This window comes from Lysobacter sp. DMC104 (assembly GCF_056313665.1).
Genome location: NZ_JBQUZW010000010.1, coordinates 151,313 through 167,726 on the forward strand (window position 1 = coordinate 151,313; position 16,414 = coordinate 167,726).

The 16,414-nt window shown below is 69.8% G+C and carries 11 protein-coding genes; 8 read left to right on the top strand and 3 right to left on the bottom strand.

Translation table 11 applies throughout. The features are described from left to right. Window positions 1–14 precede the first annotated feature (14 nt). From ACT53R_RS13965 to ubiM, 7 genes are all read left to right on the top strand, one after another. Window positions 15–695 carry a hypothetical protein gene (locus ACT53R_RS13965; protein ID WP_476172500.1) on the top strand — a complete coding sequence of 227 codons (681 nt, stop codon included), beginning with the start codon at window positions 15–17 and terminating at the stop codon, window positions 693–695. A gap of 86 nt (window positions 696–781) precedes the next feature. Continuing rightward, window positions 782–2,719 carry a flotillin family protein gene (locus ACT53R_RS13970; protein WP_476172501.1) on the top strand — a complete coding sequence of 646 codons (1,938 nt, stop codon included), beginning with the start codon at window positions 782–784 and terminating at the stop codon, window positions 2,717–2,719. A 64-nt stretch (window positions 2,720–2,783) separates the two neighbouring features. Next, a complete protein-coding gene (locus ACT53R_RS13975) occupies window positions 2,784–3,275 on the top strand; it encodes a DUF4019 domain-containing protein (RefSeq protein ID WP_476172502.1) in 492 nt (163 codons plus the stop codon). Window positions 3,276–3,365: 90 nt separating this feature from the next. Further along, complete coding sequence (locus ACT53R_RS13980; RefSeq protein WP_476172503.1) at window positions 3,366–3,902, top strand: hypothetical protein; 537 nt, start codon at window positions 3,366–3,368, stop codon at window positions 3,900–3,902. A gap of 124 nt (window positions 3,903–4,026) precedes the next feature. Continuing rightward, entirely contained in the window at window positions 4,027–9,339 is a 5,313-nt protein-coding gene (locus tag ACT53R_RS13985; RefSeq protein WP_476172504.1) for a DNA repair ATPase, read from the top strand. Window positions 9,340–9,457: 118 nt separating this feature from the next. Further along, the gene (locus ACT53R_RS13990) at window positions 9,458–10,354 is read left to right on the top strand and encodes an alpha/beta fold hydrolase (protein WP_476172505.1); all 897 of its coding nucleotides are present in this window, start codon (window positions 9,458–9,460) and stop codon (window positions 10,352–10,354) included. A 122-nt stretch (window positions 10,355–10,476) separates the two neighbouring features. Next, a complete protein-coding gene (gene ubiM / locus ACT53R_RS13995) occupies window positions 10,477–11,739 on the top strand; it encodes a 5-demethoxyubiquinol-8 5-hydroxylase UbiM (RefSeq protein WP_476172506.1) in 1,263 nt (420 codons plus the stop codon). A 6-nt stretch (window positions 11,740–11,745) separates the two neighbouring features. Here the strand turns inward: ubiM and ACT53R_RS14000 are convergent, their stop codons facing one another. Beyond that, entirely contained in the window at window positions 11,746–12,108 is a 363-nt protein-coding gene (locus tag ACT53R_RS14000) for a YkgJ family cysteine cluster protein (RefSeq protein WP_476172507.1), read from the bottom strand. Between the two features lie 99 nt (window positions 12,109–12,207). Between ACT53R_RS14000 and oleC the strand changes: the two genes are divergently transcribed. Further along, on the top strand, window positions 12,208–13,866 hold the full coding sequence (gene oleC, locus ACT53R_RS14005) for an olefin beta-lactone synthetase (protein ID WP_476172508.1): 1,659 nt from the start codon (window positions 12,208–12,210) through the stop codon (window positions 13,864–13,866). A 67-nt stretch (window positions 13,867–13,933) separates the two neighbouring features. Here the strand turns inward: oleC and ACT53R_RS14010 are convergent, their stop codons facing one another. Further along, on the bottom strand, window positions 13,934–15,307 hold the full coding sequence (locus ACT53R_RS14010) for a trypsin-like serine peptidase (protein ID WP_476172509.1): 1,374 nt from the start codon (window positions 15,305–15,307) through the stop codon (window positions 13,934–13,936). A 255-nt stretch (window positions 15,308–15,562) separates the two neighbouring features. Further along, window positions 15,563–16,312 (bottom strand): DUF4197 domain-containing protein, encoded by a 750-nt coding sequence (locus tag ACT53R_RS14015; RefSeq protein ID WP_476172510.1) that lies wholly within the window; start codon window positions 16,310–16,312, stop codon window positions 15,563–15,565. Between the last annotated feature and the right edge of the window lie 102 nt (window positions 16,313–16,414).

Sequence of the window (16,414 nt, forward strand, 5' to 3'; positions counted from 1 at the left end):
GAGGGGAAAATTCGATGGCATCGTTCCTGGACATCGTCACGTCGTTTCCGACCGTCGTGTACACCGTGCTGCTGCTGGTGGTCACGGTGCACTGGCTGCTGTCGGCGCTGGGCATCCTGCACATCGACACGATCGACGGCCTGCTGCCGGACGGTTTCGGCGGGCACGACCTCGGCCTCGATGTCGGCGGACACCACCATGCGCACGGCCATGGCGGCGATGCGGGCGGCTTCCTGATGAAGTTCGGCCTGCACGGCGTGCCGGTGATGGTGGTGTTCACGATCATCGCCATCGTCGGTTGGCTGTTCTGCTACTTCACCGACCTGTTCGTGCTGCGCGCGCTGCCGACCGGGTTGATCGCCGGCGTCGCGCGCACCGCGACCGCGATCGGCGGGCTGCTGGTGTCGATCCCGGTCGGCCGGCTGGTGCTGACGCCGGTGCGCCGCCTGCTGCATCGCTACGAACCGGTCTCGCAGCGTCCGCTGCTGGGTCGCCACGCCATCGTGCGCAGCCCCGAGATCACCCGCGAGAGCGGCACCGCCGAGGTCGACGACGGCGGCGCCGGCCTGATTCTGCAGGTGCGCGCCGACGTGCCCGGACAGTTCGTCCGCGGCGATCGCGTCGTGCTGATCGAGTACCTGGAAGACCACAACGCCTACCGGGTGATGTCCGCCGAGGCGTTCGAGCGACTGTAGGCCCTGCCCGGTCGCGACGGGCGTCGCGACGGCCTGCGCCTGATCCGTTTCAGAGACCGCAACACATTCCGAATGGAGTGACACCGATGTTCAGCGCAACCATCCTTCCGATCCTGACCGTCGCGGGCGCCATCGTCCTGATGCTGCTCGGCATCGTCGGCCTGTTCAAGGCGTTCTACGTCAAGGTGCCGCAGGGCACCGCACTGATCGTCAACGACCTGTCGGCGACGCCGAAGGTGCATTTCACCGGCGCGCTGGTCTACCCGGTGATCTACAAGAAGGAGTTCATGAAGATCTCCCTCATCACCCTGGAGGTCGATCGCCGCGGCAAGGACGGCCTGATCTGCCGTGACAACATGCGTGCCGACATCACCGTGGCGTTCTACCTGCGCGTCAACGAAACGCCGCAGGACGTGCTGAAGGTCGCCAAGGCGATCGGCGTCGATCGCGCGTCGGACAAGGCCGCGGTGAACGAGCTGTTCAACGCCAAGTTCTCCGAGGCGCTGAAGACGGTCGGCAAGCAGATCGAATTCGTGAAGCTGTTCGAGAACCGCCAGGAATTCCGCGACCGCATCGTCGAGGTGATCGGCAACGACCTCAACGGCTACGTGCTGGAGGACGTGGCGATCGATTACCTGGAGCAGACGCCGAAGTCGGCGCTCGATCCCAGCAACATCATGGACGCCGAGGGCATCCGCAAGATCACCGAGCTGACCGCCGCGCAGAACGTCATCACCAACGAGCTGGCGCGCAACGAGGAGCTGGCGATCAGCAAGAAGAACGTCGAGACGCGCGAGGCGATGCTGGCGCTCGAACGCCAGCAGGCCGATGCCGAGGCGCGCCAGCAGCGCGAGATCGCGACCATCCGCGCCCGCGAGGAAGCCGAGACCCACAAGGTGCAGGAAGAAGAGCGCCTGAAGGCCGAACAGGCCCGCATCGCGGTGCAGGAACAGCTCGACATCCGCGAGCAGAACCGCCAGCGCGAGGTCGAGGTGGCCGGCCAGAACCGCCAGCGTGCCGTCGCCATCGAGGTGGAGAAGGTCAATCGCGCCCGCGAGCTGGAGATCGTCGCGCGCGAGCGTGAGGTCGAACTGCAGCGCATCGAAAAGGAAAAGGCGCTGGAAGTCGAGCGCAAGGACATCGCCAACGTCGTGCGCGAGCGAGTCGCGGTCGAGAAGACCGTGGCCCAGGAAGAGGAGCGCATCAAGGAAGTGCGCCAGGTGTCCGAGGCCGATCGCCAGAAGCAGGTGAAGATCATGGCCGCGCAGGCGCGTGCCGAGGAAGAACTGGTGCGCCAGGTCAAGCAGGCCGAAGCCGACGAGACGGCGTCGCGCCACAAGGCGGTGGAAATGACGACGATCGCGCAGGCCGAGCTGGAGGCCGCGGCGAAGCAGGCCGAAGCGAAGAAGCGCCTCGCCGAGGGCATCGAAGCCGAGCGCGCCGCGCCGGGCCTGGCCGATGCGCGCGTGCGCGAGGTGTCGGCCGCGGCGCTCGAAAAGGAAGGCCTCGCCAAGGCCCGCGTCGTCGCCGAGACGCTGGGCGCCGAAGCGAAGGGCGCGCAGGAAAAGGGCACGGTCGAAGCGGACGTGATCAAGCGCGTCGGCTTCTCGCAGGCCGAGGTCATGCGCGAGAAGTACCGTTCGGAGGCCGAAGGCCTCAACGAGAAGTTTGCGGCGCTGGGCTCGCTCAGCGACCAGGCGCGCGCGCACGAGGAGTTCCGCATGCAGCTGGAGAAAACCTTCGAGCAGGCGATGGCCGGCATCGCCGCGAACAAGGACATTGCCCGCGAGCAGGCCGAAGTGCTGTCGACCGCGCTGGCCAAGGCCAACATCGACATCGTCGGCGGCGAGGGCGCGTTCTTCGACTCGTTCGCGAAGGCGCTGTCGGTCGGCAAGGCGGTGGAAGGCGTGGCGTCGAAGAGTCCGATCGTGCAGGAACTCATCCAGAAACTGCTGTCGCTGCAGCCGGGTGCGGGCAAGCCTGCGCCGGTCGTGGCCGACGCCATGCAGGCGGAAGACGCCTGATCCCGGCCGGACCGCGGCATCCGCGAATGCCGCGGTCCGCACGAAGCGATGTGGAGGGAAGACGATGGACGGACGGAAGTGTGCGGGCACGTGGGGTGGCATCGCGCTGGTCGCGCTGCTGGCGTTGGGTGTGGCCGGTTGCCGGTTCAACGTGTCCACCGGCAGCCTGGCTGACCCGATCGAACTCACCGACCGGGAGAAGGACGAGGCTTTCATGGCGGAGATGCGCGTACTGGACGATGTCGACGTCAACCGCTTCGGCGAAGCCTGGGACAAGAGCGCACCGGCGCTGAAGAAGGCCATGGGCCGGGAGGCGTTCGTCAAGCAGGGCGCCATGATCCGCAAGCTCGTCCCGCCCGGCTACCAACGCATGGTCGCGCATGGCCGGTTCCATTCCGCTGCCGGGGGTTGGCCGGAAGGCCGCTATGCGACCTTCGTCAACCAGCTGGCGTGCTTCGAAGCCACGTGCACCGAACAGGTGGTGATGATGCAGGTCGATGGCGACTGGCGTCTGGCGGGCTACTTCGTGCACAAGCGGAAGACGCTCAAGCTCTGATGCGGGAAACGGTTCGACACGGGGTCGCGCGATGCCCTTTCCGGTTCGCGCGACATGCGGTGCCTGCGCCACCATGAAGGAGGGGACACGATGAGCGTTCTTGGCTGGATGACCACGACCTCGCTGTGGATCATCGTCATGATATGGATGATGACGAAAGTGTTCAGGGATGAGGGATTGGCGGCAGGTCTCTTCTCCGCGTCCTGCTTTCCGTATGCCGTGCGTCATGCGATCAGGACGCGCGAGCAGGGCAGAGGGCCGCTGCGGCTGTTCGGCCTTGCGCTCGCCTCCACCTTCGCATGGATCGCGTACGAACTGATTGGTGCGGCGGATGGTCGGGGGGCCATGACGCAGGGGGGCGCGCCCGGTGACTGGGCCGCGTATGCCCTGTTGTGCGGCGTGCTTTTGGCCGCGGCCATGATGATCGTGGGGTATGCGTGGCTGGCGATGATCGCGTTCGACCGGGAAGGCTGGCTCCACGGCTTCATCGCCTGGATGTTCTGGCCTTATGCCGTGTTCTACGGCATTTCCCGGTACAGCATGAATCGCGTGCCGGTGCTGCTCGGTGTGGCGGGCATTGCGGGCATGGTGCTGCTGGGCGTGTTGTCGTCGATGGTCGAGACATAGTCGTTGCATCGCATGCCGGCATCGCCGGCGGATATGGGGTCGATCATGGGGTCGATGCGCCACGCCGACGCTTGGCGAACGTGTGGCGAACCCCTGGGAATCGAAGAATCCGGAGGCAGGATCAGTGCAGGTCGAGTCGCCATCGCAGGTTGAAACGGCCGTCGCCGAAGGCGGCGCCTACGAGGTGCTGAGGCGCCGTCTGGATGCGCAGGGCGCCACGCTGCGCGCGCGCGTCGAGGCGCTGAATGCGGAGCGGCTGCAGGTCTTCGGCAGCAGTCGGATGGAAGCGATCGGCCGCGTGCGGATCGCCACCGAGCACAACTGTATCCCGCGTGACATCGTCGAGGTCGGCGATGCGCTGCTGTTCGGCTACAACGTGTTCATGGGGCTGAAGAAGACCACCCGGGTCGAGGACGTGTTCTCGTTGTACCGGCTGGTCGAAGGCCCGGAAGGCTACGACGTGGTGCCGGTGGATCCGGCCGGCACCTTCCTGGCCGAGCCCGCCTTCGTCAAGGATTTCGGCGAACTCTTCGCCTACTACCAGCACGCGCGGCTCCTGCAGCTGTCGACGCGGGACGGGCTGCTGCTGGCGTCGTTCCAGATCGGCGAACGCATCGATGACGTGCGCGTGCTGCGCTGGAGCGTGGCCGCGGATGGCGCCGTGCGCTATGTCGACAACCGCGGCGAGCGCGACATCGCGCCGCCGCCGGCCCGGGATTTCGAGTGGCAGCGCGCCGGCCGCGAACAGGCGGTGGCCGGCAAGCATCCGCACATGAACATCCTCGACACGGTGTTCGTGGAGACGGTCAACGGAGATCTCACGGTCAAGATCGAGAACAACACCGACTCCGGCCTCGGCATCTACAGCGAGCCGGTCGAGGATCGCACGCAGTCGCTGGACGATGCGCGCATCGAATACGCGAAGGTCGGCGCGCTGGTGCTGCTGCGCGTGCTGCCGTATCGAGAGACCGTCTGGCGGCATCTGGCGTACAGCCCGGCATCGCGGCGCGTGCATCGGATCGATGCGATCGGGCAGGCCTGCGTGCAGTTGCCGGAGGACCACGGCATCGTGTTCCCCGGCGGCTACCTGCTGCAGAACGGCGAAATGCGCACGTTCGACCAGGACGTGCAGGGCATGGGCTTCCATCGCGCGGTGCGCGCGCCGAATGGCGAGGACGTGCTGTACCTGTTCTATGCGCCGGAAGACGGTCGCATCGCGCTGTTCGTCTACAACACCATCGAGCGCGGCATGCAGCCGCCGGTGATCGGCCACGGCTGCGCGCGCCTCGACGACGGCCGCATGGTGATCTTCAGCGCCGACGACACGCCGACGCGCGTGCATCCGATGCAGGTCTGGCGCACGCCGTTCGCGTCCGAGGCGCACGCGCTGCGCCAGCCGCGCGGCGAGGGCTTCTTCGGCAAGGTCGGCAATGCCGAACTCGTCCGAGGGCTGTCCGACCTGCTGGACCTCGCCCGCGAGATCGCTGCCGTCGCGCTTTCGGCGGCGCATTACCAGCGCCTGACCCAGAGCGCGCGCCGGCTGTTCGACCGGCACCACTGGATCGAGGACGCGCATTGCGACGGCCTCGCACCGCTGCTGCGGGAAATCGTCGCCAGCAGCGAGTCGGTGCTCGACGAATACGAGAAGGTCGAAAGCCTGCGCCGCAGTGCGGCCGAGGCGATGGCGGAGGCCGAGGCGCGCCAACGCGAGTTGTTCGACCGACTGCATCCCGATCGCTGGGAGCGCGTGCAGGACTGCGTCGATGTGTTGAACGCGCTGTCGTCCCAGCGTGGCCGCTGGATGACGCTGCGCGAGGCGCGCTACGCCGATGTCGACGCCATTGCGGCGCACGAAGCCGCGATGCTGGAGGCGCAAACGCGCACGTCGGCCGCGGCCGGCGCCTATCTCGCCGATGCGCGCGTGCTGCAGCCCTGCGAGGATCGCATCCGCGCGCTCGACACCGAAGCCCGGCAGGCGACGGGCGTCGCCGCGCTGCGCGCGCCGCTGGAAGCGATGCGCACGCTGTCCGCCGACCTCGACATGTTGTCCGAGCTGATGGCGACGTTGCCGGTGGACGATGCCGCGCAGCGCACGCGCGTGGTCGAAACACTGTCCGCGCTGTACGCGAAGCTCAACCAGGCACGGGCCCGTGCCGAGCAGCGGCGCAAGACGCTCGGCGAAGGCGAGGCGGTGGCGCAGTTCGGTGCGCAGTTTGCGCTGTTCGGGCAGGGCATCGCCGGTGCACTGTCGGGCGCACGCGATCCCGACGCCTGCGACCAGGCGTTGTCGCGGCTGCTGCTGCAACTGGAGGAAATCGAAGGCCGCTTCGGCGAGCACGACACGTTCCTGGCCGACATCGCGACCAAGCGCGAGGAGCTGATCGAGACCTTCGAGGCGCACAAGCAGACGCTGGTCGACGAGCGCCAGCGTCGCGCGCAATCGCTTGCCGACGCCGCGGCGCGCATCCTCGACGGGCTGCCGCGTCGCACCGAACGGCTCGGCGACGCGGATGCGCTGAACGCGTTCTTCGCCGGCGATCCGCTGGTGGTCAAGCTGCGTGATCTCGCCGCGCGGCTGCGCGAGCTGAAGGACAGCGTGAAGGCCGACGACATCGAGTCGCGGCTCAAGCGCGCGCGCGACCAGTCGATGCGGACGCTGCGCGACCGCAGCGATCTGTTCGAGGCCGGCGGCAATGTCGTCCGCCTCGGCCCGCGCCATCGCTTCAGCGTCAACACGCAGGCGCTGGACCTCACCCTGTTGCCGCGCGGCGATGGCCTCGCGCTGCATCTCACCGGCACCGGCTATTTCGCGCCGGTGCAGGACGTGGAACTCGATGTGCTGCGCGATGTGTGGAGCGCGACGCTGGAATCCGAATCGCCGCTGCTGGCGCGCGCCGAATACCTGGCCGGCGACCTGCTGTCTGCGGCCGAGCAGGGACACGACGGGCTGAGCCTCGAACGCTTGCGCAGCGAACGCCCCCAGCCCGACACGCTGGCGAAGACCGTGCGCGAGTTTGCTGCGCAGCGTTATCGCGACGGCTACGAGAAGGGCATCCACGATCACGATGCCGCGCGCCTGCTGTCCGCGCTGCTGCCGCTGCGCGATGCCGCCGGTGCGCTCGCGCACGGGCCCGACGCGCGCGCATGGGCCAGCGTCGCGTGGGCAGCGCTGCGTAGCCGGCTCGAGGCTGCGCGCTGGCCCGACCGCGCGCGCAGCGCGCAGGGCATTGATCGCGTGTTCGCGCATCGTGCGGGCCTGGAAGCGTTGCGCGCGGAGATCGCCGACACGCTGCGCACGCTGGCCGATGCCGAGACGCTGGCCTTCGATGCGACGCTGCATGCGCGCGCCGCGGCCTATCTCGTCGACATCCTGGCGGCGCCGCGACAGCCGTTCGTGTTCAGCCGCTACGCGCGCGAGCTGCGCGAGGCGCTGCGCCAGCGACTGGAAGGCGAACGCCTGTGGGACGACCTGCTGTCGGCACTCGCGGTGTCCGGCGACACGCTCGGTGCGCGCTGGCGCCTGGCGATGCAGTGGTGCACAGGGCTGGCTGCCGATCCGGCGCATGCTGCGCTCGCGACGTACGCGCCGGAGGCGGCCGCGTTGCTGCTGCTGGGCGACGAGGCATTGGCGCAGGTGCGCGAGACCGAATTGCAGATGCGCGTGGACGGGCTGCTGTCCGAACACGCGCGCATCGTCGACGGTGCGGTGGTGCTCGGCGTGGATGACTTCGCCGAACGCCTGCGCCGGCATCGCGACGAGTTCGTCCCGCGCTTCCGTCGTTGCCAGGCCCTGCGACAGGCGCTGGTCGCGCGCGAACGCGAGGCGCTGCGACTGTCGGAATTCCAGGCGAAGCCGCTCACGTCGTTCGTGCGCAACCGGTTGATCGACGAGGTCTACCTGCCGCTGGTCGGCGACAACCTCGCCAAGCAGATGGGCACTGTGGGCGAAGCCAAGCGCAGCGACCTGATGGGCCTGCTGATGCTGATTTCGCCGCCGGGCTACGGCAAGACCACGCTGATGGAATACGTCGCGCACCAGCTGGGCCTGATCTTCATGAAGATCAACGGCCCGGCGCTGGGCCACGGCGTGCGCTCGCTGGATCCGGCGCAGGCGCCGGACGCCACCGCGCGGCAGGAACTGGAGAAGCTCAACCTCACGCTGGAGATGGGCGACAACGTGATGCTGTACGTCGACGACATCCAGCACACGCATGCGGAATTCCTGCAGAAGTTCATCTCGCTGTGCGACGGCACGCGGCGCATCGAGGGCGTGTGGCGCGGGCGCACCCGCACGTACGACCTGCGCGGGCGCAAGTTCTGCGTGGTGATGGCCGGCAATCCCTACACCGAATCGGGCGAGGTCTTCCGCGTGCCCGACATGCTGGCCAACCGCGCCGACGTCTACAACCTCGGCGACGTGCTGGGCGGGCGCGAGCAGGCGTTCCTGCTGAGCTATCTCGAGAACGCGTTGACCTCCAATCCGGTGCTGGCGCCGCTGGCCCAGCGCGATCCGGGCGACCTGCACAAGCTGGTCGACAAGGCCGAGGGCCGGCCGTTCTCGTCCGCCACGCTGTCGCACGCCTACGGCCCTGCGGAGATCGACGAGATCGTGGCGACGCTGCAGCGGCTGGTCCGCGTGCGCGATACCGTGTACGCGGTGAACCGGCAGTACATCGCCAGCGCGGCGCAGGCCGATCGCTACCGCACCGAGCCGCCGTTCAAGCTGCAGGGCAGCTACCGCAACATGAACAAGCTCGCGGAGAAGCTTTCGCCGGCGATGAACGAAGCGGAGGTTCAGCAGCTGATCGCCGACCACTACCGCGGCGAGGCACAACTGCTCACCGGTGGCGCGGAGGAGAACCTGCTGCGGCTCGGCGAACTGCGCGGCACGCTCGACGCCACGCAGGCCGCGCGCTGGGCGCAGATCAAGCGCGACTTCCAGCGCGACCGCGCCACCGGCGCGGGCGAGGCCGAGGTCGGGCCGCGCGTCGTGGCGCAGTTGCACGATCTGGTCGAGAGCGTGCGCGGGCTGGCCACGCCGGCGTCCGCGGCGGAGACGCCGGCCGCCGAGCCCCGGCCGGACGCGGAGGCGCCCTGGCCGCAGTTGCTCGCCGCGCTCGAACGGCTGTCCGAGCGGTTGGCGGCGCCGGCCGCTGTTCCGCCGGTTCCATCGCCGATCGCCCCGTCGGCGATGGCGTCGCCCGGCGCGGACTGGTTCGAGCGCCATGCCGAGCAGCAGGTGCAGTTGCAGCAGGTGCTGGCGCTGTTGGCCGAGCGCCTGACGTCCCTGCCGGCGGCGCCCCCGCCGGCCGCGGGCAAGCGGGCCCGGGCGATGCCCACCGAGGGGCCGGCGCTGGCAGTGGCCCTGCGCGAGGAGCAGCTGAAGCAGGCGCTGGACGAGTTCTCGAACCGCCTGCTGGGCAAGCCGGGACCCTGACGGCTCCCGCGGCGGCCGGTCCGCCGCGGTGCCAAACCCGGGGGCAGGGCTTATCCTTGGCGGCCCTGTTCCCTGGCCGCCGCGCGCGGTGGAACGCTTTCCCGCGCCGATGCCGCCGATGACCGCTTCCCGTTACCCCGACTACCCCTTCACCCCGCAGCGTTTCGAGGTCCGTCCGGGCATCGCGATGTCCTACCTCGACGAGGGCCCGCGTGACGGCGAGATCGTCGTGATGCTGCACGGCAACCCGTCGTGGAGTTTCTACTGGCGGCATCTGGTGCTGGGGCTGAAGGATCGCTACCGCTGCATCGTGCCGGACCACGTCGGCATGGGCCTGTCGGACAAGCCCGGCGACGATCGCTACCGCTACACGCTGCAGTCGCGCGTCGACGATCTGACCGCGCTGCTCAAGCATCTGAACGTCGACGGGCCGGTGACGCTGGCCGTGCACGACTGGGGCGGGATGATCGGTTTCGGCTGGGCGCTGTCGCACGAGGCGCAGGTGCGCCGGCTGCTGATCACCAACACCGCCGCGTTCCCGCTGCCGCCGGCCAAGCCGATGCCGTGGCAGCTCACGCTCGGCCGCGACATGAAGCTGGGCGCGCTGCTGATCCGCGGTTTCAACGCGTTCGCCGCCGGTGCCGCCAGCGACGGCGTGGTGAAGAAAATGCCGGCCGACGTGCGCAAGGCGTACCTGGCCCCGTACGACTCGTGGGCGAACCGCATCTCGACCCTGCGCTTCGTGCAGGACATTCCGCTGGGGCCGAAGGATGCGGCGTGGTCGCTGGTCGAGGCCGCGGGCAAGCGCCTGCCGGCCTTCGCCGATCGCCCGACCTTCATCGGCTGGGGCCTGCGCGACTTCGTGTTCGACCACCATTTCCTGGAAGGCTTCCAGCGTGCGTTGCCGAATGCCGAGTCGCAGGCGTTCGAGGACGCCGGCCACTACGTGCTGGAAGACAAGCACGAGGTGCTGGTGCCGGCGATGCGGCGATTCCTGGACGCGCATCCGCTCTGAGGCGGCAACGCCCACGCTCTACCGGGACGGGGGCGGCCGTCCGCCCCGCTTGACCCGGATCAACGCCGCGCCCGGTCTCGACGCCTAACCTGCCGCCTCCGCAATCGCCGCGAGGGCGCGTCATGGCCGAGGCAACCGGCACTTCCCTGCGTCCGTCCGAGACCGCGTTCGACCTCGTCGTGGTCGGTGCCGGGCCGGCCGGGCTCTGCTTCGCCCGCTCGCTGGCCGGCAGCGGCCTGCGCATCGCGCTGGTCGAGCGCCAGTCGCGCGCGGCGCTGGCCGAACCCGCCGAGGACGGCCGCGAGATCGCGCTGACCCACCGCTCGCAGCGACTGATGGCCGATCTCGGCCTGTGGGCCCGGCTGACCGAGGACGAACCGTCGGTGCTGCGCGACGCGCTGGTGCTGGACGGCGACGACGTCGACGGCCTGCGTTTCCGCCACGAGGACAGCGGCCGCGACCAGCTCGGCTGGCTGGTGCCGAACCATGCGATCCGGCGCACCGTCTTCGCCGAAGCGATGGGCAACCCCGACGTGACCTTGTTCGACGGCCGCAACGTCACCGGCGTGCGCACCGATGCCGACGGTGCCGAGGTGCGGCTGGACGACGGCACCACGCTGCGCTGCGACCTGATCGTCGCCGCCGACAGCCGCTTCTCCGAGACGCGCCGGGCGATGGGCATCGGCGCCGACATGCGCGACTTCGGCCGGACCATGCTGGTCTGCCGCGTGCGCCACGAGCGCGACCACGAACAGACCGCGTGGGAATGGTTCGACTACGGCCAGACGCTGGCGCTGCTGCCGCTGCGCGACCGCCACGCGTCGTCGGTGGTGCTGACCCTGCCGCACGCCGAGGCCGCCGCGGTGCAGGCGCAGGCTCCCGAGGCCTTCGGCGCCGACATGACCCGCCGATTCCGCGGCCGGCTGGGCGCGATGACGTTCACCGGCCCGTGCTGTGCGTACCCGCTGGTCGGCGTGTATCCGCGCAAATTCGCGGCCGAACGCTTCGTCGCGATCGGCGATGCCGCGGTCGGCATGCATCCGGTGACCGCGCACGGCTTCAACTTCGGCCTGCTCGGCCAGGACACGCTGGCGAAGGCGATCCGCGGCGCGCGCGCCGCCGGCCGGCCGTACTGGACGCCGGCGCTGCTGGCCGACTACGAACGCGCCCATCGCCGGGCGACGCGGCCGCTGTACCTCGCGACGCAGTGGCTGACCGGTCTCTACACCGACGAACGCGCGCCGGCGAAACGCCTGCGCCGCATCGCGCTGCAGGCTGCGGCGACGTTCGCGCCGTTCCGGCGGCTGGTCGCCGCGGGGCTCGTCGACGACGGCCGCGGCCCGCGGTTGCCCGGGCCGCTCGCACGCCTGCGCCCGGTGCGCTGAGGCTCCTCAATCGGCGGCGAGCGCCGCCGCGACCGCGTCCTGCGTCAGCGGCGGCAGCCCGTACACGGCGCGGGCCCGGTCGCACTGCGGATTCGGGCCACCGTCTTCCCACGACATCCGCAGCTCGCGGCACGGGGACGGGCGGGCGTCGTAGATCGTGCAGTGCACCGCGTCGCCGACCGTGCCGGCGAGCGCGATGCAATGCGGGCGCTCGGCCCAGGTGCCGCGCATGCACAGCCGGTGGCCGTCCAGCACCTCGGTCAGCGCGACCGGCACCGCGCCGCCCAGCGACGGTTCGGCCTCCGACCAGTGCAGGCTGACGCGGTAGGCGGCGCAGCAGGCGCCGCAGGACAGGCAGGGATGCGGCATGCGGGATCGCGGCGGTATGGCCGAGGGACGGGAGCGGCCGCATTCTGCCCCAGCCGCAACGATTGGCAACCGGGGTCGCCCGCGGGGGACAATGCCGGCATGACGACCGCCGACGCCCCCGCCACGCCCTGCAACATCGCCGCCTGCCTGCCGCCGCTGGCCGCGGCCCGGCCCGACCAGGTGGCGATGCGCTGCCCCGGCCGCGACGGCGCCTACGACATCGCCCTGACCTACGCCGACCTCGACCGCCGCAGCGATGCCATCGCCGCCGGGCTCGCGACCCGCGGCATCGTCCGCAGCACCCGCACGGTGGTGATGGTGCGGCCCACGCCCGAGTTCTTCCTGCTGATGTTCGCGCTGTTCAAGGCCGGCGCGGTGCCGGTGCTGGTCGATCCCGGCATCGACCGCCGCGCGCTGCGGCAGTGCCTGGACGAAGCGAAGCCGGAGGCGTTCATCGGCATCCCGCTGGCGCAGGTCGCGCGCGTGCTGCTGCGCTGGGCGCGCGGCGCGAAGGTGCGCGTGACCACAGGCGCGCGTGCAGTCCTCGCCGACGTGACGCTGGCCGAGCTCGAACGCGCCGGTGCGGGCGCCGGGCCGCAGCTGGCCGACACCGCGCCCGACGATGTCGCCGCGATCCTGTTCACCAGCGGCTCGACCGGGATTCCGAAGGGCGTGGTCTACCGCCACCGCCACTTCGTCGGCCAGATCGCGCTGCTGGGGCAGGCGTTCGGGATCGCGCCGGGCGGTACCAACCTGCCGACGTTCCCGCCGTTCGCGCTGTTCGATCCGGCGCTCGGCACCACCTCGATCATCCCCGACATGGACCCGACGCGGCCGGCGCAGGCCGATCCGCGCAAGCTGCACGCGGCGATCGCGCGCTTCGGCGTGGACCAGTTGTTCGGCTCGCCGGCGCTGATGCGCGTGCTGGCCGACCACGGCCAGCCGCTGGCGGGCGTGAAGACGGTGATGTCGGCTGGCGCGCCGGTGCCGGCCGACGTGGTCGCGAAGATCCGCTCGCTGCTGCCGCCGGATGCGAATTTCTGGACGCCCTACGGCGCCACCGAATGCCTGCCGGTCGCGATCATCGAAGGCCGCGAACTGCTGACGCTGCGCGAGCGCACCGAGCAGGGCGCCGGCACCTGCGTCGGCCGCGCGGTGCCGCCGAACGAGGTGCGCCTGATTCGCGTCGACGATGCGGCGATCGAACGCTGGTCGGACGATCTCGTGGTGCAGGGCGGACTGGTCGGCGAGATCACCGTCGCCGGTCCCACCGCCACCGACGAATATTTCGGCCGAGAAGCGCAGACGCGGCTGGCGAAGATCCGCGAGACGCTGCCCGACGGGCGTGAGCGCATCGTCCACCGCATGGGCGACCTCGGCTATTTCGATGCGGAAGGGCGGCTGTGGTTCTGCGGCCGCAAGACGCAGCGCGTGGTCACCGCCGACGACACGCTGTGCACCGAGCAGGTCGAGCCCGTGTTCAACGCCCATCCCGACGTGCGCCGCACCGCGCTGGTCGGCCTCGGTGTGTTCGGATCGCAGCGGCCGGTGCTGTGCGTCGAGTTGCGCGTCGGCGTCGCCGCCTCCGAATGGCCGCGCATCGAAGACGAACTCCGCCACCTCGGCGAAGGCTTCGTCCACACCGCGAAAGTGACGACGTTCCTGCACCACCCGAAGCCGTTCCCGGTCGACATCCGCCACAACGCCAAGATCGGGCGCGAGAAGCTGGCGGCGTGGGCGACGGAACGCATGCGCTGAGACCTCACGAAAAACGGGCCCGGCATGCGCCGGGCCCGTCGTGTCGTGGTGGAACGTGTGTGTCGGCTTACGGGCCGAAGTACGTCGCGATGCTGGAATACACGTCGGCGAAGCGCGAGTAGTAGTCCGGGTCGCTGGGCGCGGAGCAGTACGAGTAGCCGCCGTAGAGGCCGCCGGTGAGCTGGTAGGTGCCATCGGCGGCGACCTTGAACAACGCCGAGCCCGACGAGCCGCCTTCGGTCACGCCCGAGTTCCACACCACCTGGTACAGCGGCGACTTGCGGTCGATGGTGGTGCTCAGGCCGGTCACGCTGCCGAGCGAATACATCTTCGCGTCGCCGGCGGGGTGGTGGATGCCTTCGATCGCGGTGCCGGTGGCGCCGATCGCGGTGCTGGTCCAGCCCGCGTAGAAGGCACCGGCCGGTGGCGCGGTCTTGAGTTCCAGCAGCAGCGTGTCGCGCGTGGTGTTGGCGAACAGCAGGGTCGCGCCGCCGGTCAGCGTGACCGCGCCCGGGGCCTGGGTGGTGCCGCCGCAGGTCGTCGCCTTGTAGAACCAGTAGGTCTGCAGCGTGTTGGCCACCTTCTGCGAGCTGATGCAGTGCGCGGCGCTCCAGAACAGGTGGCGTTTGGTCGCGTTGGTGTTGTTCAGCAGCGTGCCGGTGCACAGGTACGACGCACCGCCCTTGGTGAACAGCATGCGCGCCACGGCCTTCTCGGCGTTGAGGAAGCCCGCGGTCGGGCTCACGCGGCAGACGATGTCGTTCTCGCAGCTGCCGCTTTCGCCGATCTTCGCGACCGAGGCGATCGCGGCCTCGCTGGTGATCGGGCTCATGTCGAGGTGCGACACCTGCGGCATCGACAGCGCGAAGTTCTGCGGACGCAGGCCGCGCGCCAGCACCACTTCGACCGTGCTCTTGGCGCCCATCGTGACCGGCGACCAGCCGCCGTCGCTGCCGGTGAACTCGCGACCGTTCATCTCGAACACGCGGCCGTCGTTGCCGCCGAAGCGGAAGGTCACGCCGGACGCGTCGACGCGGCCGAGCGCCTTCAGCGACAGCGCGGTGCGCATCGCGACCGCGTTGCCGGACGCGACTTCGAACGAGGTCGCGAGGCGGCCGTCGGACAGGCGCTGCCAGCCCAGCTTGTGCAGGGCGATGCGCGGGTTCGGCACGTCGCGGGCGAGGCCGATCTCGAACGGCTGGCCATGCTTGACCTGATCCTGGCGACGGCTCTTGAGCGAGCGCGCCTCGATCACCGACGGCGCGGACAGCGAGACCAGCGTGGGGCCGCGCGTGGCGATCGCGAATTCGGCACCGCCGAGCGCCTTGGCCGACGGTGCGGCGGCGACGGGGGCTTCCTTCATCTCGGCCGGGGCGGCATGCGCCAGTGGGGCGGCGACGAGCGCGGCGATGAGCGCGAGGTGGAGCTTGCTGCGTACCATTGCGAATTCTCCTTGTGATGGTCTGGAAGCCGGTGGCCGCCGCGTGCCGCGAGCGTGGTCGCGGGGAAGGGGGCGGCCGGCGCTGCGCGCAGCGGAAGGCGCGCAGTCGCCGATCGTAACGGCACGCGGTCTCGTCGTGTGCGATGGGAGCGGATGTTGTCCGCCAATCCGGCCGGACGCGGCGCACCCTGCGCCGGCGTATCGCGCTTGCTTCAACGCAGGTGTCGCGTCGTGCGCAACGCGCGTGCCGTCATGTCACCTGAACACGCGCCGCAGCAGTTCGGTGGTGCGCGAACCGGGGTTGTGGCGGATCTGGCGTTCCTGCTCGGCGATGACGTGGAACAGGCCGTCGATGGTCTTGCGGGTGACGTAATCGTCGAGGTCGGCGCCGTTCATGCCCTGGTCGCCGAGCAGCGCGCCGGCCAGCGCGTTGCCAACGGCCTTCTTCGAGAAGTCCTTGTACTTCTGGGTCACGCCCACCGACGCGGTCTGCTTCTGCACGATCGGCAGGAACGCGGCGTAGAGCTTCTCCTCGCTGGTGCGACGGAAGAAATCGGTGGCCGAGGTGTCGCCGCCGCGGACCAGGCCGATCGCGTCCTGCAGCGTCATCTTGCGCACCGAGTCGGCGATGATGCCCGCCGCCAGCGGCACGGCTTTCTCGGCGGCGCGGTTCATCGACAGCTCGAAGGCATCGACCTTCTTGCCGGCGCCGAGCTGGCGCGCGAGGTCGGCGAGCTTGCGCAGCCGCTGCGGCACGAGGATCTTCACCGCCTCGTCGCGGAAGAAGCCGTCGGTGGTGCCGAGCTGGCGCACCGCGCGATCCACGCCCTGCGCCAGCGCCTCGCGGATGCCGCCGGCGGCGTCCTTCTCGCTGAGCCCTGCGGTGCTGCTGCCCGAGCTGCCGCCGAGCAGGCGATCCTTGAGCTGCTGTTCCAGTGACTGGGCGCCGGCCGCGGTGGCGAAGACCAGGCAGGCGATGAGGACGGACAGGGACGAACGGCGCATGGCGGGCTCCTCGAGAGGGTCTGCGGCGCAGCATACGCCCCCGCTCTGCCTCCACGGAGCTTTTCCGAGCCGCAACAAGGCAGATTTCCGACCTTCTGGCGT

What these genes read in the sequence shown, in the direction of transcription:
- ACT53R_RS13965 (WP_476172500.1), top strand. Translation starts at nt 15, where the DNA reads ATGGCATCGTTCCTGGACATCGTCACGTCGTTTCCGACCGTCGTGTAC.
- ACT53R_RS13970 (WP_476172501.1), top strand. Translation starts at nt 782, where the DNA reads ATGTTCAGCGCAACCATCCTTCCGATCCTGACCGTCGCGGGCGCCATC.
- ACT53R_RS13975 (WP_476172502.1), top strand. Translation starts at nt 2,784, where the DNA reads ATGGACGGACGGAAGTGTGCGGGCACGTGGGGTGGCATCGCGCTGGTC.
- ACT53R_RS13980 (WP_476172503.1), top strand. Translation starts at nt 3,366, where the DNA reads ATGAGCGTTCTTGGCTGGATGACCACGACCTCGCTGTGGATCATCGTC.
- ACT53R_RS13990 (WP_476172505.1), top strand. Translation starts at nt 9,458, where the DNA reads ATGACCGCTTCCCGTTACCCCGACTACCCCTTCACCCCGCAGCGTTTC.
- ubiM (WP_476172506.1), top strand. Translation starts at nt 10,477, where the DNA reads ATGGCCGAGGCAACCGGCACTTCCCTGCGTCCGTCCGAGACCGCGTTC.
- ACT53R_RS14000 (WP_476172507.1), bottom strand. Translation starts at nt 12,108, where the DNA reads ATGCCGCATCCCTGCCTGTCCTGCGGCGCCTGCTGCGCCGCCTACCGC.
- oleC (WP_476172508.1), top strand. Translation starts at nt 12,208, where the DNA reads ATGACGACCGCCGACGCCCCCGCCACGCCCTGCAACATCGCCGCCTGC.
- ACT53R_RS14010 (WP_476172509.1), bottom strand. Translation starts at nt 15,307, where the DNA reads ATGGTACGCAGCAAGCTCCACCTCGCGCTCATCGCCGCGCTCGTCGCC.
- ACT53R_RS14015 (WP_476172510.1), bottom strand. Translation starts at nt 16,312, where the DNA reads ATGCGCCGTTCGTCCCTGTCCGTCCTCATCGCCTGCCTGGTCTTCGCC.